Genomic DNA, 23,434 nt, shown 5'->3' on the forward strand with positions numbered 1-23,434 from the left:
TGATCGGGGTCATAGGCGTGGCTTATAGTGACGCCCATGGCGGTCGACCGGGTGCTGGCTAACCTCGATCTCAATCTGCTGCTCACCCTGGACACCCTGCTCAGGGAACGGAACGTGACCCGCACCGCCGAACGGCTCGGGGTCAGCCAGCCCGCGGTGAGCGGGGCGCTCGGGCGGCTGCGCCGGCACTTCGGCGATCAGCTGCTGGTCCGGGTCGGCAACCGGTACGACCTGACTCCGCTCGCCACCCGGGTCGCCGCGCTCACCGGACCCGCCCTGGCCGGGGTACGCCGGGTCTTCGACGCCACCGCCGAGTTCGACCCGACCGGGCTGGACCGGGAGTTCACGATCGTCAGCTCCGACTACGCGGCGACGATCCTCGGGCCGCTGATCGCCCGGCGGTTCGCGGCCCAGGCACCCGGCGCCCGGCTGCGGCTGCAGCAGACGACGCCGTACGCGGTGGATCACGCCGCCGACACGCTGCGCAGCGCCGACGGGCTGATCATCCCGCACGGATTCGTCACCGGGCTGCCGTACCTGGACCTCTACAGCGACCGATGGGTGTGCGTGGTCTCCGGCGACCATCCCGACGTCGGTGACACGCTCACCATGGAACTGCTCGCCGAGCTGCCGTGGGTGGTCATCTTCGACCGGCCCACCGCGTTCGCCCCCGCCTCACGGCAGTTGCGGATGCTCGGCATCGAGGCCCGCGTCGAGGTCGTCGTCGACGGGTTCGCGCAGATGCCGTTCCTGGTCGCCGGCACCCGCCGGGTCGCGCTGCTGCAGGAACGCCTGGCCCGGCTGGTCGCCCCGGTCGCCGGCATCCGGATGCTCGACTGCCCGTTCGAGGTGGTGCCGGTCGCCGAGGCGTTCTGGTGGAACCCGCTGTACCGCAACGACCCGGCCCACATGTGGCTGCGCGACGTGCTCGTCTCCGCCGCCGCCGAACTGCGCCCCACCCACCGGCCGTAGCCCGGGCCGGTGATCCGGCGTGCGGAACGTGTGCGGCGTACGGCTCATCAGCCGCGGTTATGGCGGTCATCAGCGGAACCCTCTTCCGCTGATGACGGCCGTCCGCCCATAGTCAGGGCCACCGCGTGTGACCTGGACCACCGGCAACCCTGACTCATTCTCATGAAGGGCCCTCCATGCCCGAAGTTCTTACGCGACGAGCCGGACTACCGCAGCTCGTCCTGCTGCTCGCCGGCAGCTGCCTGTCCGTGCTCGGCGCCGTGCTGATCGCGCCCGTCCTCCCGCAGATGACCGACCACTTCGCCGGCGTACCCGGCGCCGACGTGCTGGTGCCGATCGTCCTCACCGTCCCGGCGCTGATCATCGGCCTCACGGCACCGTTCGCCGGATTCATCGCCGACCGGATCGACCGCAAGCGGGTGCTGATCATCGCGATGGCCGGGTACACGATCTTCGGGACCGCGCCGCTCTACCTCGACACCCTCGGATCGATCATCGGCAGCCGGGTCCTCGTCGGACTCTGCGAGGCAGCGATCATGACGTGCTGCACGACACTGATCGCCGACTACTGGTCCGGCCCGCAGCGCAGCCGCTACCTCGGCCTGCAGACGTTGCTCGCCTCCGTGTCGGCGACCGTGTTCCTCGGGCTCGGCGGGGCGCTCGGCTCGTCCGGGTGGCGTACGCCGTTCTGGCTCTATCTGGTGGCGGCCGTGCTAGCCGTACCGATGGCGCTGTTCATCTGGCAGCCGGCGTCCCCCGGCTCGCCGACGCGTGAACTCCCGCCCATCCCGTGGCGCCGGTTGCGGGTGCCGTGCCTGGTCACCCTGGCCGGGGGCGTGATCTTCTACGCTTTGATCGTCGAACTGTCGTTCGTTCTCGACGAGGCGGGCGTCACCGCCACGGCCACCATCGGCGCCCTGAGCGCCCTCATGTCACTGGCTACGGCGATCGCCGCGGGATCATTCGCGAAACTCTCCGGTCGTACGCCGCGCGAGCTCCTGCCGATCGCCTTCGGCCTGTCCGCCGCCGGATTCCTGATCATCTGGTCCAGCGGTTCCGTCGCCGTGATCACCGTGGGCGCGGTCGTCACCGGCGCCGGCACCGGCCTTCTGCTGCCCGTGCTGGTCACGTGGGCCACCAACGGGCTGACGTTCGCCGAACGCGGCCGGGGCACCGGACTCTGGACCGGGACCCTGTTCGTCGGCCAGTTCCTCTCACCGGTGCTGATCATGGGAATGGCCGGCGCGGTCGGTGGCCTGCGCCCGGCCCTCGGCGTTCTCGGCATCGTCGCCGCGATCCTGGCGGTCGGCTCGCTCGCCCTGGTCCCCCGCAGCGCCGCCCCGCTCAACATCACCCACGACTGACGGCACGCCACTCCGGCGTGGTGTCCCGCGGCCCGGACCGCGCCGCAGGTCACCACTCGACGAGGGTCAGGCCCGGGCCGCTGCCGCGGTCCGGGCGGAACCGTAGGAGGTGCCGGCCCGGTCGCGTTCGAGCCAGCCGGACTCGACAAGCATGCGGCGGACGGCGGCCACGTCGTCGGCGGCCGGCGCGATCCGCTGGTTGATCTCGGCCTCGGTGAGGACCCCGTCGACCGCGATGAAACGGGCGAACAGTTCGGCCATCTGCTGGGCGCGCTCGCTCAGTGTGGGCGGCAGGCTCACCAGGCGGCCGTGCGAGAAGTACGACTTGAGCTGCGGGAACTCCGCGAGCAGCGGGCTGATCGGCTGCACCCGGTCGAGGGCCTGGGCCGCCTCGCGCAGGACCCCGTCCCGGACCCGGTAGGTCCCGTTGCCGGTGCCGGTCGCCACTCCCGCGCCGACGAGCCGGCCGAGCAGTTCACCGACCTCGGGCTCTGGCAGGTCCAGGTGGAGCGACATCTCGAAGATGGTGGCGCCGTCCTTCCCGTGCCGGGCCAGCTCGGCGAAGGCCCGCAGACGGACCGGGTGGGACAGGAGCATCAGCAGGCCGGAGGCGTGCGCGGCTTCGACGGACATCCCCACACCGTAGGCGGCACCCCGGCCGGGAGCACCCGATTTTGTCATTGACTTCTCTCGATCAATGCGTGAGGGTGTGGGCAGCACTGCCGCCGGAGCCACGCGGCGCGCGCGAGCCTGGGCAGCTTGCGCGCAGTTCACCGCCGGCGGGCCGTCATGTCCTGATGACGACGGCCACAGCTCAGGAGTGCTGAGTTCACATGCTCAAACCCGTACGCATCAAGATTCTGATCTCCGGTGTGGTGGCGGCCCTCGCCGCGACCATCGCCGTCCTCGCCGTGCACACCGGCCCCGCTGCCGCGCACGGCAACGTCGTCGGCCCGGCCTCCCGCAACTACGGCTGCTTCGAGCGCTGGGGCTCCCGCTTCCAGGACCCGGCGATGCAGACCGAGGACCCGATGTGCTGGCAGGCCTGGCAGGCCAACCCGAACGCCATGTGGAACTGGAACGGCCTGTTCCGGGAAGGTGTGGCGGGCCGCCACGAGACTGCCATCCCGGACGGGCAGCTGTGCAGCGGCGGGCGTACCGAGACCGGCCGCTACAACGCCATGGACGCGATCGGTGACTGGAAGGCCACGTCGATCGGCAACTCGTTCACGGTCTCGCTCTTCGACGGCGCGCGGCACGGCGCCGACTACATCCGGGTCTACGTCACCAGGCCGGGCTTCAACCCGCTGACGACCGCGCTCAAGTGGTCGGACCTGGAACTGGTCAAGTCGGTGCCGAACACACCGGCGGCACAGTGGACCCGGCAGATGTCCAACGGTGTTCAGATCGACATCCCGGCGAGCGTGGCGGGCCGGTCCGGACGCGCCATGGTCTACACGATCTGGCAGGCCAGCCACGCCGACCAGTCCTACTACTTCTGCAGCGATGTGAACTTCGGCGGTACGACACAGCCGTCGCCGTCCACGTCGGCGTCCCCGTCCAGCCCCACGTCGCCGTCGGCGTCCGCCTCGGTCTCGCCGAGCACCTCGACGCCCCCGGTGACCGGCAACTGCGCCGCCACCCACACGGTGACGTCCCAGTGGCAGGGCGGCTACCAGGGTGAGGTGAAGGTGACCGCGGGCAGTGCCGCGATCAAGAGTTGGACGGTGACCCTCACCTACCCCGGCACACCGCCGGTCCAGCAGGCATGGAGTGCGAACCTGACCACGAACGGCAACTCGGTGCAGGCCACCAACGTGTCGTACAACGGCGGTCTCGCCGCGGGCGGGAACGCGACCTTCGGTTTCCTGGGCTCGGGCAGCCCGGTCGCGCCCACGCTCACCTGCGCGGCCGCCTGACCTTCCCCGGAGCCGTTCACCTTGTTACAGTGGCGTTAAGTGGGAGCGCTCCCAAGCTCCCTCGCCGTCCCCCATGCAGAAACGGAGGCAACCGCACCTCCGCGTGGCAAAGCTCCGGTCATGCAGTGCCGTTCGCTCCCGGAACGAGGCAGCCCCAGCCCGTTCCCCACCTCCGCTCCGCGGAGGCGCACCACCCCGGCCGTGGTCCCCGCCGCGGTTGAGAGCACCAACAGCGGCCCCGGGCTGTCGATCACGACAGCCGGGGCCGCTGCCCCGCCCCCACGTCAGGCTCCGCGTCAGCGATCGGGTTCCGCGTTGACGATCGGGCTCCGCGTCAGCGATCGGGCTCCGCGTCAACGATCGTCGGAGAGCCGGCCGTTCCGCGAACTTGCGGGACGGCGTGACAGGCGCTCGGTCCCTGAGAATGCGTCCATGCGAATCCACGGGGAGCTGAGGAACACGGCCGACGTCATCGCCCGATCCGGAACGCCGCCGCCGTCGCGGCGGGCCGTCCGGGCCGCCTGGGTCGCGGCGCTCGCCGCCACCGCCGGGTTCATGCCCCTGCACGTGGTGTGGGCGGCCGGGATTCCGCTGTTCGCCGACGCGCAGCGGTTCGAGGTGTGGCACGCCGACGGTGGCGGGACGTACCTCTGGGTGCTGAACGCGCTCGCCCTGCTGCCCGCGGTACTGGCGTTCGCGCTGATCAGCCCGTGGGGCCTCGAGTTCCCCCGATGGGTCCCGTGGGTCGCGGGCCGGCCGGTCCCCCGGCTGCTGCTTGTCGTCCCCGGATACGCGCTCGTGGTGGCGCTGTCCGCGTACACGATGCTGGCCGTGGTCCTGTCGGTGGCGCAGTGGAACTCGCCGGAGGTCATCTTCAGCCCCTGGACCGGCGTCTACGGTGTCGCGCAATTCGCCGTCTGGATCACCGCGCTGGCTCTGGCGACCCGTTCCTACGCGGTACGCACCCGCGGCTGACGGCACCGGCCGCCTCCGGGACGCCACCGGGCGCTCACCGCGGCCCGTGGTCGAGATCGGCGAGCACGCGCTGGGCGATCCGGAACGCGGTGTTGGCGGCCGGCACGCCGCAGTAGATCGCGGTCTGCAGGATGAGTTCCTTGATCTCGTCGTCGGTCAGGCCGTTGGTGCGGGCCGCCCGGACATGCATCGCCAGTTCCTCGTCGTGGCCGAGAGCGATCAGGGCGGTCAGGGTGATCAGGGACCGTTCGCGGCGCTGCAGGCCGGGACGGGTCCAGATCTCGCCCCAGGCGTACCGGGTGATCATGTCCTGGAAATCGCGGGTGAAGGCGGTGGTCCCGGCGATGGCCCGGTCGACGTGGGCGGGGCCGAGCACCTCGCGGCGGACCCGGATGCCGGCCGCCCGTGCCTCGTCGAGATGCTGGTCGAGCAGGAACGCCACCACCTCGGGATTCTCGGCGGGGGCCTGGTGACCGACGCCGTCGAGGACGACCAGGCGGCCGTCGCCCACGCCGCGGGCGATGGTTTCGAGGGCGGCGGGCGGAGTCGGCTTGTCGTCGGCGCCGGCGACGGCCAGGACCGGGGTGGTGATCGCGGCCAGCCGGTCACGGACATCGAATCCGGCCAACGCCTCGCAGGCTCGGGCGTAACTTTCCCCGTCGGTGGCGCGCAGTGCCGCGATCAGCGGTTCCGCCCCGGTGAAGCCCGGTGCGAACCAGCGTTCCAGCGAGCCGGCGACCACGGACTCGATGCCCTCGGCCCGGACCAGTTCCGCGCGGTCGTGCCACATCGGCGGGTCGCCGAATTTCGCCGCGGTGCAGAGCAGCACGGCCGCGGTCACCCGGTCCGGCGCGTCGAGCAGCAGCTGCAGGCCGACCGCGCCACCGATCGAGTCGCCGGCGTAGCCGAACGTCTCACCGGGCCGGATCCGGTCGGCCAGCGCCAGCACCTCGGCCGCCAGGCCGGCCACCGTGAACGGGCCGGCCGCCGGGGCGCTGCGGCCGTGTCCGGGAAGGTCCCAGCCGATCACGTGGTAACGGCCGCGCAGCCGGCTCGCGCAGTCAGTCCACAGCGTCTCGGCGCTGGTGCCGATCGACGGGCCGAGCAGCAGCAACGGCTGATCGGACGCCTCGATGAAGGTGGTGGGGGTCAGCACGGGGACTCTCCGGGACGAGCGAGCGATCGGGCGATGACGGCGTCGATGATCTGGTCGGTGGCACCGAGATAGGGCTCGCCGGGGGCGGCGTCCGGGGCGATCGAACGCTGCTCAGCGTCGATGCCGGGCCGGGCCGCCGCCAGGTTGGCGGTCATCCACGAGCGTTCCACCCGCAGCCCGGCCAGCAGTTCAGCGGTCTGTGCGCCGGCTGTCACGGTGCGGCGGGCCAGCGTACGCAGGGTGGCCCACTCGACGTGCCAGCCGCCGTCGGGGCGTTCGTCGACGGCGGCGGCCGCGCCCGCGTGCACGGTGGCGGCCAGGAACGGCGCGGCCAGGGCGGCCCGGCGGATCAGGATGGACAGAACCGGGTTCTGCTTGTTCGGCATGGCCGACGACCCGCCGCGGCCGGGCACCGTGCCCTCGGACAGCTCGTGCACCTCGGGCCGGGCGCCGACGAGCACGTCGTTGGCGATCCGGCCCCAGGCGTCGGTGCACGTCACCAGGGCGTCGGCGAGACCGGTGAGCGGGGCCCGGGCGGTGTGCCAGGGATCGCGGACCGGCAGGCCGAGGCTCGCCGCGGTGGTCTCGATCAGGTCGCGCACCACCGCCGGGGAACCGGTCAGCGCCACCGGGGCGGCCAGGCTGCCGGCGGCGCCGCCGACCTGCGCGGGCAGGGTCGCGGCGGTGTCGAGCCGGTCCCGGGCGTCCAGGACACCGGTCAGCCAGGAGGCGGCTTTGAGACCGAAGGTGATCGGTACGGCGTACTGCGTCAGAGTCCGGCCGGGCATCGCCGTCTGCCGGTGCTCCCCGGCCAGCCGGGCCAGCGCGGTGATCTGGGCGGCCAGGTCGGCGCGGATCCGGGCGGCCGTGTCCGACAGACACAGCACCAGACCGGTGTCGACGACGTCCTGGCTGGTCAGGCCTTGGTGCAGCCAGTGCGCGGCCGCCTCGTTGCGGTCCTGCAGGCGGGTACGCAGCAGCTTGAGCAGCGGGATGAGCGGGTTGCCGCCGGCCTCGGCACCGGCCGCCACGAACGGCACGTCGCCGGGACCGATCAGCCCGGCCAGGTCGTCGCGGGCCTCGGCGGGTGCGACAGCGTGCAGGACGAGCGCGTCCAGCCAGGCGGCCTCGACCCGGACCATCGCCGTGAGCACGGCCGCGTCGTTGAACAGGTCGCCGGCACGGTCGTCGCCGGGCCACAGGAGGTCACTCAACGCCGCTCAGGCCCATGCGTCGCGCAGGCGCGGGTAGGTGAGGAAGACCGTCTCGCCGTCACCTTGCAGACGCACGTCGAACACCAGGCCGCCGGGCTCGCGGGTGGTGATCAGTGTGGACCGGCGGGCCGGGTCGACCTGGCTCAGCAGCGTGTCGCCGGCCAGCACGTCCTCGTCGTCCGGCAGGTACGCGCGGGTGAACTGCCGGTCGAGCAGGCCCCGGGCGAAAACCGTGACGGCGAAGAACGGCGCCTTGCCGGTCTCGGTGGCACCCGGCTCCAGGGTGGCGAACTGGTAGTGGCCGTCCGGGTCGGTCGCGGCCCGGCCCCAGCCGGTGAAGGTCCAGCCGTCGCGCCGCAGCGAGCCGGGCCGGCGCGGGATGTGGCCCTGCGGGTCGGCCTGCCAGATCTCCAGGACGGCGTCCGGGACCGGGTGGCCGTCGCCGTCGCGGACGTGCCCGTGCAGACGGATCGCCTTCGGGTGGCTCGGCGGGACCAGCTCGTTCATGGCCGGGTATTCCAGGCCGAGGTGGAAGAAGGGGCCGACGGTCTGGCCGGGGACGGCGCTCATGGGTTCTCATCCTCGATATCGGCTTCGAGCGGGGTGCGGTGGGTGCCGGTGAGCACGATGTCCCAGCGGTAACCGGTGCTCCATTCCGGGGTGGTCACGTCGTGGTCGTACCGGGCGACCAGCAGGTCCCGCGCCTTCGGGTCGGTGATCGACTGGTAGATCGGGTCCAGCGGGAACAGCGGGTCGCCGGGAAAGTACATCTGGGTGACGACCCGCTGGGTGAAGTCGGTGCCGAAGACCGAGAAGTGGATGTGCGCGGGCCGCCACGCGTTGATGTGGTTCCGCCACGGGTACGGGCCCGGCTTGATCGTCTGGAAGCGGTACGTCCCGTCCGTTCCGGTGAGCATCCGGCCGACCCCGGTGAAGTTCGGGTCGTGCGGCGCCGGGTGCTGGTCCCGCTGGTGCCGGTACCGGCCCGCGGCGTTCGCCTGCCACACCTCGACCAGCTGATTCGCGACCGGGCGGCCGTCGCCGTCGAGGACCCGCCCGGTGACCACGATCCGCTCCCCGATCGGGGTGCCGGAGTGCTGGATGGTCAGGTCGGCCTCGTCGTCGGCGACGTCCCGGTGCCCGAAGACCGGCGCCCACAGCTCGACGGCCTCCGGGTCGATCAGGTGGGCCGGCTGCTTGGGATGCCGCAGCACGCTGCTGCGGTACGGGGCGTAGTCGATCCTCGGCTGCGGACCGCCGGGCTGCTGGGCGGCCGCCTCGATCTCCCGGTTGATGTCAGCTTGTGACAACTCCATGTTCACGCTCCGGACGCTAGGCGGTCGTACCGGCTTCGGCGATAAAGTTCTTCCACTGGATGGAAGGAGTCTCCGGTGGGCGCCACCGTCACCTCGCGTGCGCTGGACATTCTCGGTGCCTTCGACGGGGAGCATCGCAGCCTCTCCCTGACCGAACTGGCCCGCCGCGCCGGACTGCCGCTGGCGACCGCGCATCGCCTGGTCGGCGAACTGCAGCGGTGGGGCGCGCTGGCCCGCGAACCCGGCGGCGAATACGTGATCGGCCGCCGGATCTGGCAACTCGGCCTGCTCGCCCCGGTGCAGAGCGGCCTGCGCCAGGCCGCATCACCATTTTTGCATGATCTGTACGGGACCACGCTGGCCACGGTCCACCTGGCGGTGCGGGACGCGCTCGAGGTGCTGTACGTCGAACGCCTGGCCGGGCACGTGTCGGTGCCCGTGGTGAGCCGGGTCGGGTCACGGCTGCCGATGCACGCGACCGGGGTCGGGAAGGTGCTGCTCGCCTACGCCCCCGAGGAGGTTCGCCTGGAGGTCCTGCAGAACCTGACCAGGATCACCGCCTACACCGTCACGCAGCCGGCCCGCCTGCTCGAACAGCTGCGCCGGGTCCGGGCCGAGGGGTACGCCACCACCGGTGAGGAGATGAGCCTCGGCGCCTGCTCGGTGGCCGTGCCGGTCCGTAACGGCGACACCGTGGTGGCGGCCCTCGGGATGGTGGTGCCCGACCTGCGCCGGCAGCTGCCCCGCCTCGTCTCGGCGCTGCAGGTGGCCGCCCACGGGATCAGCCGCACCCTGGCCGGCCCCGCTTCCGTCCAGTGGAAATAGGGTCTTGTGTCCCGGCGGCCCCCTGCCCAAGTCTGAACGGCATGCGTACCCAGGTCGCCATCATCGGCGCCGGCCCGGCCGGTCTGCTTCTCTCCCACCTCCTCGCTCAGGGCGGGGTCGAGTCCGTCGTTCTGGAGACCCGCTCGGAGGAGTACGTCGCGGCACGGATCCGGGCCGGCATCCTGGAGCACTCGAGCGTCGAACTGCTCGCGGCGGCCGGACTCGGATCCCGGATCCGGGCCGAGGGTGACGAGCACCGGGGCATCTACCTGCAGTGGCCGGGCGAGCGGCACCACCTGGACTTCGTCGACCTGACCGGGCGCAGTGTGTGGGTGTACGGCCAGACCGAGGTGCAGAAGGATCTGATCGCGGCCCGTCGCGCGGGTGGCCAGGAGATTCATTACGAGGTCGCCGACGTGGCCCTGCACGACGTGGATTCCTCTCCCTACGTCACCTTCACCGACAGCGAAGGACATCATCGGCGGCTGGAGGCTGCCGCTGTCGCCGGGTGCGACGGCTCCTTCGGGCCCAGCCGGCACGCCGTCCCCGCCGATCAGGCCTTCGAGCGCGTGTACCCGTACTCCTGGTTCGGGATCCTTGCCGATGTCGCCCCGTCCACCGACGAGCTGATCTACGCCTGGCACCCGGACGGGTTCGCCCTGCACTCGATGCGCTCGGCCAGCGTGAGCCGCCTCTACCTGCAGGTTCCCAACGGCACCGATCCGCAGTCGTGGTCCGACGACCGAATCTGGGACGAACTCTCGAAGCGTCTCGGGCACGGGCAGAACGGCTGGAAGCTGAACCCCGGGCCGATCACCGACCGGAGCGTGCTGCCGATGCGCAGTTACGTGCGGACGCCGATGCGGCACGGCAACCTGTTCCTCGCCGGCGACGCCGCGCACATCGTGCCGCCGACCGGTGCCAAGGGCCTCAACCTCGCGATCGCCGACGTGGCACTGCTCAGCCGGGCACTGATCTCCAAGATCAAGGACCACGATCCGTCGTACGCCGACGCGTACTCCGGTGACGCGCAGCGCCGGGTCTGGCGGTGCACGCACTTCTCCTGGTGGATGACGACCATGCTGCACGCCTCGGGCGATCCGTTCGACGCCGAGCTGCAGCTCTCCCAGTTACGGTGGGTCGCCGGCAGCCGGGCGGGTGCCACCGGACTCGCCGAGAACTACGCCGGGCTGCCCATCGGGTACTGACGCCCCGTCCGGCGGGTTGGTGGCCTCGATCGTCGGAGGCGGCGGCCCGTGGTCGACCGCCTCCCGATAGGTGCCGGTCGGCAGGGTGGACGGGCTGGCGCCGGGCGGGACCTGACCGTTCGGCGCGGCCGGCTCCCGCGCCAGCAGACCCTTGGCAAGCGACGCGCCGGTCGCCAGGAAGGCGACGTTGAGGGCGCTCTCCCAGTCGAACGTGGTGACGTCGAAGGCTCCGGCCACCATCGAACCGGACAGCGACGCGAGGAAGGTCTTGGCCAGCCGGGTCAGCAGGTCGGGCCAGAACGCCAGGTTCGTCAGCCGGGAGAGGTACTGCACGGCGGTGAGCATCAGCGACGCGACGAACGCGCTGACCGCCAGGGTCAGCGAATACCGCCACGGCAGGTCGATGACCGAGCCGACACCGCCGGCCAGCAACGTCGCGAGGAACACCTGGCCGGCCGACCAGCCGGCCCGCTCCACGAAATCCAGGACGACCGCACGCCACTTCGGGACAACCTGCGCCATGCCATCGACGTTCCCCGTTCTGAAGATCATCGATAATCGCCCGAACGTATCAGTTCCCGGAGCGCGTCGCCGATCCCCGGCGGCACCTGGTAACGCTTGCTCAGCCAGGCGAACGTGAATCGGGCCGCCGCCACGTTCCCGGCGTACCCGGGGACCATCGAGGCGAGCGGCAGCACCTCCACCGGGTAGGCCCGTTCCACCCGCCGGGCCGGTTCGAACGGATCCCGGTACGGCGGCTCGCCGCCGCCCAGCCGGAGCAGCGCGATCACCCCGTCGACCGCGCGGTGCTGGATCATCCGGGTAGCGGCCAGCCGTTCGCCGCGCAGCTCCCGGTGCAGCCCGGAGTAGAGGCTGACCAGCGCGTCGTTGAGGTGGTACTCCTCGGTGTCGAACGGTGGCCGGGGCACCGGCGCGCCCGAGGTGGCCAGGTCGGCGGGCGCGTCCGGCCGGCGCCAGATCGTCCGGGCCCCGGCGAACGGCAACCTTGCCAGTTCGGCGGCGGTCAGGACCGTGTACTCGACGAACACGCCGTCGGCATAGAGGGCGCGCCGTCCACCGCGCCGGTGGGCGAACAGGTAGGTGACCGGCGCCGGTTCCTCGAGCCAATCGGTCCGGTCCAGGTAACGCCACGCCGCCCCGTCCTCGACGATCACGAAGAAGTCGAGGTCGGAGTGCTCGTCGAGGCGGGCCGGCTGGGCCCCGCACGAGCCGAGGCCGAGCAACGCCACCGTGTCGTCCCGGGCCTTGAGCACCTCGGCGAGTTCGTCCAGCCTGCGCATGACGGGTCTCATCGCACCTCCCCTCCCCTGAGCATCACCGATCCGGGCCCTCCACCCAAGACCCCGGGGCCGCCGGGTGCGAGGATCGGCCGGTGAGCCGGGTTCATGTCGTGTACGCGCATCCGTCGCCGCACAGCTTCACCCGCGAGGTGCTCGACGCTTTTCTGAGCGGCGTGGCGTCGTACACCCTGTCGGATCTGTATGCGTCGGGTTTCCCGGCGGTGATGACGGCGGCCGAGTACGCCCGCGCCCCGGACGATCCGGTTCCCGCCGACGTGGCCACCGAGCAGGCGTCCCTTGCGGCGGCCGAGGTGTGGGCGTTCGTCTACCCGGTGTGGTGGGCGGACTGCCCGGCCGTGCTCAAAGGCTGGTTCGACCGGGTGTGGACGACGGGGTGGGCGTACCGGCCGATGCGCCTGCGGCCGGTACGGCGGGCGATCGTGCTGTGCACCGCCGGTTACGAGATCGCCGACCTGGAGGCGACCGGCCACTACCAGGCGATGCGCGCGGTCATGCTCGGTGACCGCATCGGCGGGCGCGCCGAGTCCTCGGAGTTCGTGCTGCTCGGCGGCTCGGTGCTGGCCGGCACTGATCGGGACGGATGGGCCGCCCGTAAGGCCGCCCACCTGGAGCACGCCGCCGAACTCGGCCGTTCCACCCGCGCCGGCTAGGAACAGCCGGCGCCGGCGCGGGGGACGGTCGGCAGGATGGTCCGGCTGCGGCCTGGCCGTGGGTAGGCACTGGCAACGGAAGCCAGGCGGGCAACGGGGTCGCGCTGCTTCCGCCAGTGGCCGTAGAGGGCACCACGCCGCCAGAGCCGGTCAACCTCACGGATTGTCTCGGGATCGACGTCGCCGGGCGGAGCGTCCGCCAGGGGGTCGAGGACCGATCGCACGGTGCACATGTCGATCCCGTCCGGCGGCCGTCGGGCAGGTATCGTGGTCGGCACGAAGGGCTGTGGCCGGCTTCGGGAATCGCAGAGGGGGCACGGTGAGCGCTCAAGCCTCGGCGCGAAGATGCCGGCGCACGTGACCCTGGACGACGTCGCCAGCATGGCAGCTGCCGACGAGAACCACCGATACGAGCTGAGTCCCGAGGGAGTGCTTTCGATCAGGCCCCCCGCGGACCCGGAACACACGTTGCTGGTGATGCGCCTGATTCTCTGGCTCGCCGGTCACGGCTACGAAGCCGAACAGCTCGCCGCCGACTGCGGCATCGACGTCGGCGGTGGCCGCGTTCCCGACCTGACTGTGTGGGCCAAAGGCATGCCCCCGCGTCGCGCCCGCTCAAGCTACGCGGGCACGTCCGGGCTGCTCCTCGCCGTCGAAGTCGTCTCCGGCGGGTCCGAGGTCACTGACAGGATCATCAAGAAGGCCGAGTACGCCAAAGCCGGCATTCCACGCTACTGGGTCGTCGAGCGCGACGGTGGAGCGACCGTACACCGGCACGTTTTGAACGACGTCGGCGAGTACGAACCCGATCCTGCGGGGCCTCAGCCTCTCACCTGGCTCCTGACCTCCAGCCCTGACATGGAATGAATTGATTTTCGCTGCCGCGGAGCTGGTCTGTAGCCGCCGCGTGGGTCCGGTGCACCAAACCTCGCCGCCGAGTCCGTTTCGAATCATTTTGATCTAACTTCCCGGCCCGCGCGGCGGCAGGCCCGCGTTGAATTTGTCCTACTTGTGGCGAAGCCCGGGAAGTAGTGGAGATCGCGCTGCTTCGCCTTGCCTGTCCGCCTGTCGACACCTGGGCTCTCTCGCCGGAGCGCACCTCGTAGCCCGTGTCAGCCGCCTGCCCGGTCGGTCGGCCGGGCAGGCGGCTGGTGGCGGCTCGTCAGGACCGGTAGCGCAGGGTGAGCGAGAAGGTTCCCTCGCCGACGCCGGTGAGCGTGCGGGTGTACTGCCTCAGGTAGGTGTCGAGGAACGGCGACCGGTCACCCTGGGCCGGCACATCGAGCCGGGGGTCCTGCAGCGCGAGGTTCAGCCGGGCGCGGGTGATCTCGATCGTGTTGCCGCTCGGGGTGTCGCGCCAGCTCCCGCTGCCGATCGTTCCGATCTGCACACCCAGTTGGTGGCCCGCCTCGAGGGTCCAGTCCGTGGATTTCAGGTCGAACGCGACGCGGCCCGCTCGTTCGATCAGCGCCACGTTCTCGTCGAACATCACCGCGGTGCCGTCCGGGGCGACGTCCCACAGCCGCACCATGACGTTGCCCAGCGCGCTCGCGTGCAACGTGATCCGCGGGGTGGCAGTGATCCGCAGCCGGGACTCGACCGGCGTGGACCAGGTGAAAAAGCTGTGCGTGTCGGCGGCCGCCGGCGTCGGCGCGAGACCCTTGGCGGCAGGCGGAGCGGGATCCGTGTAGTGCTCCATGTCCCACTTCTGGCCGGCGGGCGCGGCCAGTGCCGAGGCGATGCCGTCGTCGACGTACTGTCCGTCGGCCAGGTTCGCGCTGGTGTAGGAGGACGGCGCCGGCCACGTCGGCTGTGCGCGCCACGCGCCGCTGTTGTCCTCGATGGCGTAGGCGGGGTCACGCACCGCCGGCCGGGCGCCCAGCAGGTAGCGGTCGTAGAAGCGCATGACCTCGTCGAAGAACCCGGCGCGGCCCATGAGCAGCTGGCCCTGATCGTTGGTCTCGTTGCCGCGGACGTGCTCCCACTGCCCCAGCCAGCCCCGCTCGACGCCGTGGTGGTTGTCGAGGAACTGCTGCATGTCCTCGGGCTTGGTGTTGTTCTCGATGAAGCCCTGCGTGACGAAGAGCGGGGTGTTCGTGCCCCTGGCCTGGGCGGCGAGGTTGCGGGCGCGCCAGTAGGGCGAGTCGAGATCGGGATTGTTGTTGTTCGTGAGGTTGTCGGCGAGGCACTCGGGGTGGCTCTGCTCGTACGCCGCGTTGGCCCGGTAGCGGCTGGTGTCGTCGGGCAGCGGCGCCATCGTGGCGATGCCGTTGTAGGCGTTCGGAGTACCGGTCACGTTGGGACGGGGAACCCCGTTGCTGAACAGGTAGTTGTACATGTTCCACACCGGCTCCTGCGCCACGACGGCTTTCAGGGCCGGCAGGCGCAGATTGTTGCCGATGAGCCCGGTGACGGCGTCGTACGACTTGCCGTACATGCCCACCTTGCCCGTCGACCATGGTCGGGTCGCGGCCCACTGGATCGCGGCCTTGACGTCGGCCTGCTCCCCCGGGCCCGCCCAGTCGAGGCAGCCGGTGCTTCCGCCGAAGCCACGCAGGTCGACCATGACGTAGGTGTAGCCGCGGGCGAAGAGGCCGGTGCCGCTGGTGAAGTCCGCGAACCGGCTGGACGGGCCGGTACGGGTCCACCCCTCCGGTCCGGTCTGGCCGGCGTGGCTGAAGTACGAGCCGACGGCGAGGATCACCGGCGTCCGGGCGCGCGACGGCAGGTGCGCCGGCCGCAGGACGTCGGCGTGGAGCTCGACGCCGCTGTTGTCGGCGGACGGGAAGTAGGCTTCCGTCCACACCGCGCCCTCCGGTACGCGGGGGTTCTCCTCGTGGGTGACCCCCGGCGGCGAGTCATGGGTGACCGCCGGTGGCGAGGCAGCGACGGCGGTCACCGGACTCCCTACCGCGAGAGCGGCAACCGTGATCAGTGCGCCGGCAGCGGCTGCCGCCCGTCTGCGTGAACTCATCCGACCTCCGAACATCGAACATCATCTGTGCCGCCCCTGACGCTAGCGTGCCGGCGTGCCGGATCGGCCCATTGAGAGGCGTCGATTCATTTGCCAGGATGGCGCCATGACGACGGCGCGACGGTTGTTCTCGGCACTGTCCGTAGCGGCACTTGTGGTGGCCGGCGCCTTCGACGCCGCACCGGCGACGGCCGCGCCGCCGCCCGGGGATCCGGACACGCCGTGGCGCATGCGGCACTGGCCGCAGACGCAGCCCTGGCAGCTCGACGAGGCCGTCACCCTGGGCGCCCCGGCCGGCACGCCGCAGCCGATCGATCCCCAGCGGTACGAGCTGCCGGACACGATGACCTGGGACGACTACCGGGCTGTGCCGGGCACTGACTGGGCCGACCCGGCGGTGCGCGGCTCGGAACGCACCTTCAACGGCGCGCTCGTACTGGTCGACTACTCGAACCAGCCGTTCGTGGTCACTCAGCCGGCGAACTCGACGATCTACGGGAACCCGTCCGGCGTACAGAATGTCGCCCGTTCCGAAGTGCCGGCGTTCTACCGGGACTTTCTGAACAAGCCGGGGACGCTCAACCGGGGCCACACCATCCACGAATATTGGATGGAGGACTCGAACGGGCGCTTCGGCATCGACCTGAGCGCGTTCGGTGTGTACCGGATGCCGCACGCGAGCCACGAGTACGGCATCGAGAACTCCATGCAGCGCGGACTGGGCTGCCCGGCCGACGACGTGTGCGGGCGTGACCTGCGTGCCGACGCACGCGCCGCCTGGATCGCGGCGGTCGGCGAGCAGGAGGCGGCCTCGTACGACTTCGTCTTCTTCCTCTCGGCCGGCCAGGACGAGTCGGCCACCTGGCAGGAGTTCGGCCCGATGAAGTTCACCACCAGACAGGACGTGAGCGAGGAGTTCGGCCCGCCGGACGAGTCGCTGCCGAACTGGAACGCGACCCGTTACGTCGAGTGGACCTCCTGGCAGGCCTCGGCGAACATCTGGCCGAACGCCACCCAGGGCAGCTCCCTGCAGGCCGAGAGCTCGGGCATGTCGACGTACGCGCACGAGTTCAGCCACATCCTCGGCATCGGCGACAACTACAACAACCCGTACTCCGTGCCGGCTCGCCGCGATTACAGCGGACCGTGGGAAATGCTGAGCCGCGGCACGTTCAACGGCCCTGGCGGACCGCACAGCCGGTGGCTGATCCCGGGAACCGCGGGCTCGTCGATGGGCGCGCAGCACATGCTGCGCAACAAGATGAAGCTCGGCATCGTCGACGACACCGCGGTGCTGAAGCTCTCTCGCGCAGGCTTGGCCGAGTCCGGTGTCGTGGTGACACGGGTGACGGCGCGCGCGGTCGATCCCGGCCCTCGCCGGCTGGCCGGCATCAACGTCACCCTGGACGGCGGCGACCGCAGCCCCGCCTGCAACACCGCGACGGACCCCTACTGCGACGGCGGCGGATACGACAACTACACCCTCGAAGTCGTCGACCGGATGGGCTTCGACTCGTTCACCCCGGACTCCGGCGTGCTGCTGGCCAAGACGAAGAACGCGGACTCCGCGCCGTTCATCTGGACCGTCGACGCCAATCCGCAGGACATCGACAAGGTCGACTTCGTGCTGCCGGACGGCACGCCGCAGAAGATGACGATCGGCGACTACCGGCAGCTCTCCGACGCGTTGTTCCACGCCGGCACCGGGTCGGGCAGCCTCTTCGAGTACGCGGACACGGCCAACCGGCTGCACTTCTACGTTCTGGACCGGAAGCGGGACCGGCATGGCGTGCTCTCGTACGAGGTCGCGGTCCGCTCCCTCGACGGCGCCGGGCCGTCGGTCCGCGGTGTGAAGGCGCAGCCGGACACCGCCCGCCCCGGGCCGTCCGGCTGGGCCCGGTGCACGATTCCGATCCGCAACACCGGCCGGGACGCCGACGTCTTCCGGATCTCCGCGCCGGGAGCGGTCCTGCCCCGGGCTGTCGTCGGGGTGGCCGGCCGTCAGTCGGCCACGGTCGAGGTCTACGTCAAGGGTGCGCCGGCGGTGACGGTCGAGGTCAGGTCGGAGAGCGACCCGGCGGCGGCCGCCGTGACCTCGTGCACCGGACGACGATGACGCCCTGGACATCGAGGCGGGCGGCGGCGGGCGTGTCGTAGGGTGACGACGATGTGGGGACTGGGAACCGCGTACGAGGCCTATGTGGGGCGCTGGAGCCGGCGGGTGGCCGAGGTCTTCGTGTCCTGGCTGGACGTGCCGCCGGACCGGGCGTGGCTCGACGCGGGCTCCGGCACCGGGGCGCTGACCTCGGCGATCGTGGCGGCCGCCAGACCTGTTTCGGTGACCGGTGTCGACCCTTCGGTTCCCTTCCTCACCGCGGCCCGCGCTGCCGGGCCGGCCCTGCTCTGCGCCGGTGACGCCGCCGCGCTGCCCCTGGCGAGTGGCAGCTTCCACGCCGTGGTCTCCGGGCTCGCGCTCAACTTCGTGCCCCGCCCCGAAGCCGCGGTCCGGGAGTTCGCCCGGGTGGCGGCGCCGGGCGGTGTGACGGCCGCCTACGTCTGGGACTACCGCAACGGCATGGCCATGATGCGCGAGTTCTGGACCGCGGCGGCCGACCTGGATCCGGCGGCCGCCGCCCTGGACGAGAGTCGTCGCTTCGCCTTCTGCCGGGAGGACGTGCTGGCCGGCTGGTGGGCCTCGGCCGGTTTCCGGGACGTGTCGACGCGCCGGATCGAGATCCCGACCGTGTTCACCGGCTTCGACGATTTCTGGCAGCCGTTCCTCGGCGGCCAGGGACCGGCGCCCGCCTACGTGGCGTCGCTGCCCGCCGAGCGCCGTGACGCGCTGCGCGAACTGCTCCGCGACCGCCTCCCGGCGGCCGCGGACGGGTCGATCGCCATGACCGCGGCGGCCTGGGCGGTCCGGGGCACCGCCTGACCGGTCAGTGCGGCGGGCGCCAGCCGGCGTAGCGGGCCATCGAACGCAGCGCCAGCCGGGGCGGGACCGCTCGGATCAGCGCGTTGCGGGCAGCGACCGCCACGGGGTTGTCCAGCTGCTGGCCGTACCGCCCCATCATCCGGGAGGCCCTGGCCACCTGCTGGCTGCGCGGCCGTCGCTGCCGGTCGTAGGCGGCCGGCCCGTCCGGCCGGCCGGCGACGGAGGCCAGGACGACGGCGTCCTCGAGCGCCTGGTTGGCGCCCTGGCCGAGGTGCGGCGTCATGGCGTGGGCGGCGTCGCCGAGGAGGACGACCCGGCCCCGGACGTACGTCGGCAGTGGCTCGTCGAGACAGGCGAGGTCGTCCTGCAGCACCGTGTCGGTCGCGGCGATCAGTTCCGGGATCGGGTCGTGCCAGCGCTGGAATCTGGGGTCGACCGGGGCGGGCGGTGCACCGGGTGCGGCGTTGACGGCGGCGTACCAGTAGACCCGGCCGTCGGCCAGCGGCACGATGCCGAACTCGGCGCCGCGGTCCCAGCTGATGGCCACGACCAGATCGCCGTGCCAGACCGGTGTCACCCCGCGCCAGGCGGTCACCCCGATGGGCGCCGCGCCGGAGGCTTCGGGCCACAGCTTCTTCCGTACGGTGCTGCGGATGCCGTCCGCGGCGACGACCAGGTCGGCCTCGGCATGTACGTCTCCGTCGTCGCCCCGGTGGACCACCTCGCCGTCGGTGGTCACGTCGATGACCTGGGCGCCGGTCCGCACGGTCACGTCGGCCGGGAGGGCGTCGAGAAGAATCTGGTGCAGGGCGGCGCGGTGGATGCCGTACGCCGGTGTGCCGAGCGTGCGCTCCAGCCGGCCGGCTTCGATGCGTGCCAGCCAGCGACCGTCGGCCCGGCGGGTGCCTCCGGACATGTCGGGCCGGCCGCCCTGCCGCACGGCGTCGCCGACGCCGAGTTCGTCGAGGCAGCGCAACCCGTTGGCCTGCAGCACCACGCCCGCCCCGACCGGACGGAACGCCGCGGCCCGTTCGAGCACGGTCACCCGCCAGCCCGCACGGCGCAGGCCGAGGGCCGCGCTCAGTCCACCGATGCCGCCGCCGACAACCACCGCACTGGGGGCCATCTCCACACTCCTTCTACAGATGTAGAAACCATACTACAGATGTAGAAAGAAGGTGATGCCACAGTGCCGGCCGACCGCTTCGCGCTGCTGACCGACGCCGCGATCGACGTCCTCGCCGAGGAGGGCATGCGCGGACTGACCCATCGGGCCGTCGACCGCCGGACCGGCCTGCCGGAGGGGACGACCTCCGCTTACTTCCGCACGCGCAAGACGCTCATCGAAGCTGTCGTACGGCGCATCGCCGACCTGGACCGGGCGGATCTACGGGCCGGCCAGCTGCCCGCCGACGCCGACAGCCCGGTAGCCGACCTCACCGACATCGCCACGATGGCAGCCGTCATGGCCCGGGTGCTCGACGGATGGATGAGCAGCGGGCGCAACCGCACGCTGGCTCGTTACGCCTGCCTGCTGGAAGCCACCCACCACCCGGAGATCCGGACGATCCTCGCGTACGGCGACGCGTCCCGCGCCCAGGCCCGCGCCATGCTCGCGGCCGCCGGTGCACCGAACCCCGAACAGGCCGGCGACCATCTCGTCGCCTGCGTCGACGGCCTCCTGTTCGACCGCCTGGCCGGCGCCGGCGCCCGGAGCGCCCCGCCGCCCGGCACCGAGGCCAACCGCGCCGACCTGACCGACGCCCTGACCGCAGTACTTCGCGGGTTCACCACGTAGACCCGCACGGCCGGGCCCGGGACGTGCCCACCGGCGCAGCGCCGGTCCACTGTAGATTCGATCTCTCCGATGCCGCGCCAAGGGGAGGCGACTCGTCATGGGTGAGGTCTCGATCCGGACACTCGAGGGAGAGCCGGACGCCGGCACACTTCGCAGGTTGTACGACACGGTATTCGCGCCGAGCTTCGCGCCGGCCGAACGCGAGCCCTTCGACAAGCTGCGGCGGGTGCTGGCGGCCGACGAGCTGCGCGGGGCGATCGCGGTGACGCCGGACGGCGAACCGGTGGGCGCGCTCTTCCTCGAATGGTTCGCCGACATCCGGGCCGCGCTGCTCTGCTATTTCGCCATCCGGCCCGACCTGCGCGGCCAGGGCATCGGCCGTCGGCTCGCCGCCGCCGCCACACCGCGATGGCGGACGGAGCTCAAGCCGCACGTCGTCTTCGCCGAGGCCGGTGATCCGCACCTGCACGGCACGGACGGGACCGGCGGGGGCGACTACGGCGACGGCGACGCGCGCCTGCGGCTCTACGGCGGCTTCGGTGCCCGCCGCCTGCCGATCCCCTACCTGATGCCCGAGCTGGCACCGGGTGCGGGACGCCTGCACAACCTGCTGCTGCTCGTGATGGAGGCCGACGAGACGGTGAGCCCGGCGCCGGACCGGATCCGCGCCGCGATCGTCGAGGACTTCCTGCTGCGCTACTTCGACCGGCAGGAGGGCGCGGTCCGCGACGACGACGGCCGGCTGGGACAGCTGCTGACCGCATGCCGCCGGACCGAATTCCTGCCGCTGCTGCCCCTGACCACCTGAACGCATCGCCGGTCAGCCGGCGGCCAGGCCCGCCTCACGGGCGAGAAGGCCGGCCTGCGTACGGTTCGCGCAGTCCAGTTTCACCAGCAGCCGGGACACGTGTCCCTTGACGGTGGCCTCGGTGAGACTCAGCCGCGAACCGATCCCCGCGTTCGACAGCCCCTCGCCGAGGCAGGTCAGGACCTCGACCTCGCGCGGGGTCAGTTCGCCGAGCAGACGGCGTGCCCGGTCCCGGCCGGCCTCCTCCCGGCTCGCGGCGCTCACCAGCCGCTGCGTCGCCTGCGGGGAGAGGACCGTGTGACCGTCGGCCGCGACGCGGACCAGGCCGATCAGGTCCTCCGGCCGGGTCGACTTGAGCAGGAAACCGGCGGCGCCGGCCCGTAGTGCGCGCAGCACGTACTCGTCGGCGTCGAAGGTGGTCAGCACCACGACGGCGGGGCGGTGGGCGAGCCGCGCGATCCGGCCCAGCGCGGTCAGCCCGTCGACGCCGGGCATGCGCAGGTCGAGCAGGACGACGTCGGGCCGGTGCCGGATGACCGCCTCGACTGCGGCGGCGCCGTCGAGCGCCTCGTCGACGACCCGCACGTCGTCGGCCGAGCCCAGGATCGTACGCAGGTGGGCGCAGACCATCGGCTCGTCGTCGGCCACCACGACCCGGATCACAGGGTTCCCTCCGTAGGTACGTACACCGGCAGGTTCGCGGCCACCCGGTAGCCGCCGCCGGGCCGCGGGCCGGTGGTCAGCTCGCCACGGACAAGCTCCACCCGCTGCCGCAGGCCGGTCAGGCCACTGCCGGAGCCCGTCGCCGCCAGCGCCGGATCGGTTGTCCCGGCCGGTCCGGTGTCGGTCACGCTCAGCCGGATCCGGTCGGCACTGTAGTGGAGTTCGACCACCACCGTCGCGCCCGGCGCGTGTTTGCGGACGTTGGTGAGCGCTTCCTGGACGAGCCGGTACGCGGTCCGCCCGACCACCGGGGAGACGGCCACCGGTACACCTTCCTCGACCATCTCCACGGCGACCCCGACCGACCGCGACTGTGCGAGCAGCTCCGAGAGGTCCGGAACCGCGACGGGAGCCGGCTCGGGGCGGGCCGTCGCGCGCTCACCGGCTGGGGCACGCAACACGCCGACCAGGTCGCGAAGCTCCTCGAGCGCCTGGCAGCCGGCAGTACGGAGCTCCTCGGCGATCTTGCGGGTGTCCTCGTCGACGGCCGACATCCCGAGGGCGCCGGCCTGCAGCACCATCAGCGTCACCCGGTGGGTCACCACATCGTGCATCTCGCGGGCCAGCCCGGCCCGTTCCTCGGCGCGGGCCTGCGCGGCCAGCAGGTGCCGTTCCCGTTCGGCGCGTTCGGCGCGTTCGGCCAGGGCGAGCAGAAGCCGCTGGCGGCCGGCCGCCCACAGGCCGAGCAACGCCGGCATCACGGTCATCAGGATTCCGAGGGTCACCACGGTGACGTGCGGCTGCCAGGGCCGGACCGCCAGCAAGGTGACGGCGGCTATCAGCGCCCAGCCGAGCCGCGGGCGGCGCCCGTAGACGACGGTGGCATAGATGGCGTACGGGCTGGCCAGTGGCGCGACGACCCAGATCGGATCGACGTCGGGTGCCCAGATGAGGCCGGGCACGAGCAGTTGCGGCACCAGTTGCAGCAGCGCCACCACGCCGAGGGCGCCGAGCAACGCCTCCGGGGCCCGGCGGCGCAGAACCAGTCCGAGCTGGACAACCGTCTGCACCACCAGCAGAGTCCAGCCGTACGTGGTGTCGAGGTGCCAGTGCCGTACCGCGAGCCACGTGTCCGCCGCCGCCACGCTCACCGCGAGCACGGCGTCCAGGGCCAGGTGACGCGACGATCTCACGGGCAGGGACGGCATGGTCCACACGGTAGCGACACGGTGGATCGCGCCGGGACCGACCAAAGTAGGGACCGGGGCCGCGCGGCACTACTTTCGTCGCCCCGGCGCCGACGTTCCGGGCTTACGCGGCGGAGCACCTCCGGGA

The 23,434-nt window shown here is 71.6% G+C and carries 23 protein-coding genes and 1 pseudogene; 12 read left to right on the forward strand and 12 right to left on the reverse strand.

The window, feature by feature from the left end:
* The first annotated feature begins 36 nt into the window (after positions 1 to 36).
* Positions 37 to 972 carry a LysR family transcriptional regulator gene (locus tag AB0G04_RS38785; protein WP_360993886.1) on the forward strand — a complete coding sequence of 312 codons (936 nt, stop codon included), beginning with the start codon at positions 37 to 39 and terminating at the stop codon, positions 970 to 972.
* Between the two features lie 176 nt (positions 973 to 1,148).
* Positions 1,149 to 2,336 (forward strand): MFS transporter, encoded by a 1,188-nt coding sequence (locus tag AB0G04_RS38790; RefSeq protein WP_360993889.1) that lies wholly within the window; start codon positions 1,149 to 1,151, stop codon positions 2,334 to 2,336.
* 66 nt (positions 2,337 to 2,402) lie between these two features.
* Here AB0G04_RS38790 and AB0G04_RS38795 read toward each other — a convergent pair whose 3' ends face one another.
* Positions 2,403 to 2,969 (reverse strand): DUF2087 domain-containing protein, encoded by a 567-nt coding sequence (locus tag AB0G04_RS38795; RefSeq protein ID WP_360993891.1) that lies wholly within the window; start codon positions 2,967 to 2,969, stop codon positions 2,403 to 2,405.
* A 200-nt stretch (positions 2,970 to 3,169) separates the two neighbouring features.
* Between AB0G04_RS38795 and AB0G04_RS38800 the strand changes: the two genes are divergently transcribed.
* Complete coding sequence (locus AB0G04_RS38800; protein WP_360993893.1) at positions 3,170 to 4,255, forward strand: lytic polysaccharide monooxygenase; 1,086 nt, start codon at positions 3,170 to 3,172, stop codon at positions 4,253 to 4,255.
* Positions 4,256 to 4,687: 432 nt separating this feature from the next.
* Complete coding sequence (locus AB0G04_RS38805) at positions 4,688 to 5,230, forward strand: hypothetical protein (RefSeq protein ID WP_360993896.1); 543 nt, start codon at positions 4,688 to 4,690, stop codon at positions 5,228 to 5,230.
* Positions 5,231 to 5,264: 34 nt separating this feature from the next.
* Here the strand turns inward: AB0G04_RS38805 and pcaC are convergent, their stop codons facing one another.
* From pcaC to pcaH, 5 genes and pseudogenes are all read right to left on the reverse strand, one after another.
* Entirely contained in the window at positions 5,265 to 5,663 is a 399-nt protein-coding gene (gene pcaC, locus AB0G04_RS38810) for a 4-carboxymuconolactone decarboxylase (RefSeq protein ID WP_360994051.1), read from the reverse strand.
* Between the two features lie 15 nt (positions 5,664 to 5,678).
* Positions 5,679 to 6,386 (reverse strand): annotated as a pseudogene (locus AB0G04_RS38815) (alpha/beta fold hydrolase); the annotation flags it as partial.
* Positions 6,380 to 7,600 (reverse strand): lyase family protein, encoded by a 1,221-nt coding sequence (locus tag AB0G04_RS38820; protein WP_360993898.1) that lies wholly within the window; start codon positions 7,598 to 7,600, stop codon positions 6,380 to 6,382. The gene AB0G04_RS38820 and the pseudogene AB0G04_RS38815, both read right to left, overlap by 7 nt.
* A gap of 6 nt (positions 7,601 to 7,606) precedes the next feature.
* A complete protein-coding gene (pcaG, locus tag AB0G04_RS38825; RefSeq protein WP_360993901.1) occupies positions 7,607 to 8,170 on the reverse strand; it encodes a protocatechuate 3,4-dioxygenase subunit alpha in 564 nt (187 codons plus the stop codon).
* Complete coding sequence (pcaH, locus tag AB0G04_RS38830) at positions 8,167 to 8,916, reverse strand: protocatechuate 3,4-dioxygenase subunit beta (protein WP_360994054.1); 750 nt, start codon at positions 8,914 to 8,916, stop codon at positions 8,167 to 8,169. Before pcaH ends, pcaG begins: the two co-directional genes overlap by 4 nt.
* Positions 8,917 to 8,991: 75 nt before the next feature.
* Between pcaH and AB0G04_RS38835 the strand changes: the two genes are divergently transcribed.
* Complete coding sequence (locus AB0G04_RS38835; RefSeq protein ID WP_360993904.1) at positions 8,992 to 9,741, forward strand: IclR family transcriptional regulator; 750 nt, start codon at positions 8,992 to 8,994, stop codon at positions 9,739 to 9,741.
* A gap of 41 nt (positions 9,742 to 9,782) precedes the next feature.
* The gene (locus tag AB0G04_RS38840) at positions 9,783 to 10,949 is read left to right on the forward strand and encodes a 4-hydroxybenzoate 3-monooxygenase (RefSeq protein ID WP_360993907.1); all 1,167 of its coding nucleotides are present in this window, start codon (positions 9,783 to 9,785) and stop codon (positions 10,947 to 10,949) included.
* On the opposite strand, the gene AB0G04_RS38845 is transcribed toward AB0G04_RS38840, so the two are convergent.
* Both AB0G04_RS38845 and AB0G04_RS38850 read right to left on the reverse strand, forming a co-directional pair.
* Positions 10,872 to 11,471, reverse strand: coding sequence for a hypothetical protein (locus AB0G04_RS38845; RefSeq protein ID WP_360993909.1), 600 nt, complete (start codon positions 11,469 to 11,471; stop codon positions 10,872 to 10,874). The two genes, AB0G04_RS38840 and AB0G04_RS38845, sit on opposite strands and share 78 nt — an antisense overlap.
* Positions 11,472 to 11,497: 26 nt before the next feature.
* On the reverse strand, positions 11,498 to 12,262 hold the full coding sequence (locus tag AB0G04_RS38850; protein WP_360993912.1) for a hypothetical protein: 765 nt from the start codon (positions 12,260 to 12,262) through the stop codon (positions 11,498 to 11,500).
* An 80-nt stretch (positions 12,263 to 12,342) separates the two neighbouring features.
* On the opposite strand from AB0G04_RS38850, the gene AB0G04_RS38855 reads away from it, so the two are divergent.
* Positions 12,343 to 12,921, forward strand: a complete 579-nt coding sequence (locus AB0G04_RS38855; protein WP_360993915.1) for an NAD(P)H-dependent oxidoreductase — start codon at positions 12,343 to 12,345, stop codon at positions 12,919 to 12,921.
* Positions 12,922 to 13,278: 357 nt separating this feature from the next.
* Positions 13,279 to 13,788, forward strand: coding sequence for a Uma2 family endonuclease (locus AB0G04_RS38860; RefSeq protein ID WP_360993918.1), 510 nt, complete (start codon positions 13,279 to 13,281; stop codon positions 13,786 to 13,788).
* 295 nt (positions 13,789 to 14,083) lie between these two features.
* On the opposite strand, the gene AB0G04_RS38865 is transcribed toward AB0G04_RS38860, so the two are convergent.
* The gene (locus AB0G04_RS38865; protein ID WP_360993921.1) at positions 14,084 to 15,895 is read right to left on the reverse strand and encodes a CocE/NonD family hydrolase; all 1,812 of its coding nucleotides are present in this window, start codon (positions 15,893 to 15,895) and stop codon (positions 14,084 to 14,086) included.
* Positions 15,896 to 16,001: 106 nt separating this feature from the next.
* Between AB0G04_RS38865 and AB0G04_RS38870 the strand changes: the two genes are divergently transcribed.
* A complete protein-coding gene (locus AB0G04_RS38870) occupies positions 16,002 to 18,011 on the forward strand; it encodes a M6 family metalloprotease domain-containing protein (protein WP_360993924.1) in 2,010 nt (669 codons plus the stop codon).
* Positions 18,012 to 18,062: 51 nt separating this feature from the next.
* Positions 18,063 to 18,830, forward strand: a complete 768-nt coding sequence (locus tag AB0G04_RS38875; RefSeq protein WP_360993927.1) for a class I SAM-dependent methyltransferase — start codon at positions 18,063 to 18,065, stop codon at positions 18,828 to 18,830.
* A gap of 4 nt (positions 18,831 to 18,834) precedes the next feature.
* Here the strand turns inward: AB0G04_RS38875 and AB0G04_RS38880 are convergent, their stop codons facing one another.
* On the reverse strand, positions 18,835 to 19,956 hold the full coding sequence (locus AB0G04_RS38880) for an FAD-dependent monooxygenase (protein WP_360993930.1): 1,122 nt from the start codon (positions 19,954 to 19,956) through the stop codon (positions 18,835 to 18,837).
* 63 nt (positions 19,957 to 20,019) lie between these two features.
* Here AB0G04_RS38880 and AB0G04_RS38885 point away from each other — a divergent pair, with 63 nt between their 5' ends.
* Positions 20,020 to 20,628 carry a TetR family transcriptional regulator gene (locus AB0G04_RS38885; RefSeq protein WP_360993933.1) on the forward strand — a complete coding sequence of 203 codons (609 nt, stop codon included), beginning with the start codon at positions 20,020 to 20,022 and terminating at the stop codon, positions 20,626 to 20,628.
* Between the two features lie 97 nt (positions 20,629 to 20,725).
* On the forward strand, positions 20,726 to 21,436 hold the full coding sequence (locus tag AB0G04_RS38890; protein ID WP_360993936.1) for a GNAT family N-acetyltransferase: 711 nt from the start codon (positions 20,726 to 20,728) through the stop codon (positions 21,434 to 21,436).
* A gap of 12 nt (positions 21,437 to 21,448) precedes the next feature.
* On the opposite strand, the gene AB0G04_RS38895 is transcribed toward AB0G04_RS38890, so the two are convergent.
* Positions 21,449 to 22,099, reverse strand: coding sequence for a response regulator transcription factor (locus AB0G04_RS38895; protein WP_360993938.1), 651 nt, complete (start codon positions 22,097 to 22,099; stop codon positions 21,449 to 21,451).
* A complete protein-coding gene (locus AB0G04_RS38900) occupies positions 22,096 to 23,307 on the reverse strand; it encodes a histidine kinase (protein ID WP_360993941.1) in 1,212 nt (403 codons plus the stop codon). The genes AB0G04_RS38895 and AB0G04_RS38900 overlap by 4 nt, the downstream gene beginning before the upstream one ends.
* Between the last annotated feature and the right edge of the window lie 127 nt (positions 23,308 to 23,434).

The sequence above is a fragment of the Actinoplanes sp. NPDC023801 genome (genome assembly GCF_040639655.1).
In the GTDB taxonomy this organism is placed as follows: Bacteria; Actinomycetota; Actinomycetes; order Mycobacteriales; family Micromonosporaceae; genus Actinoplanes.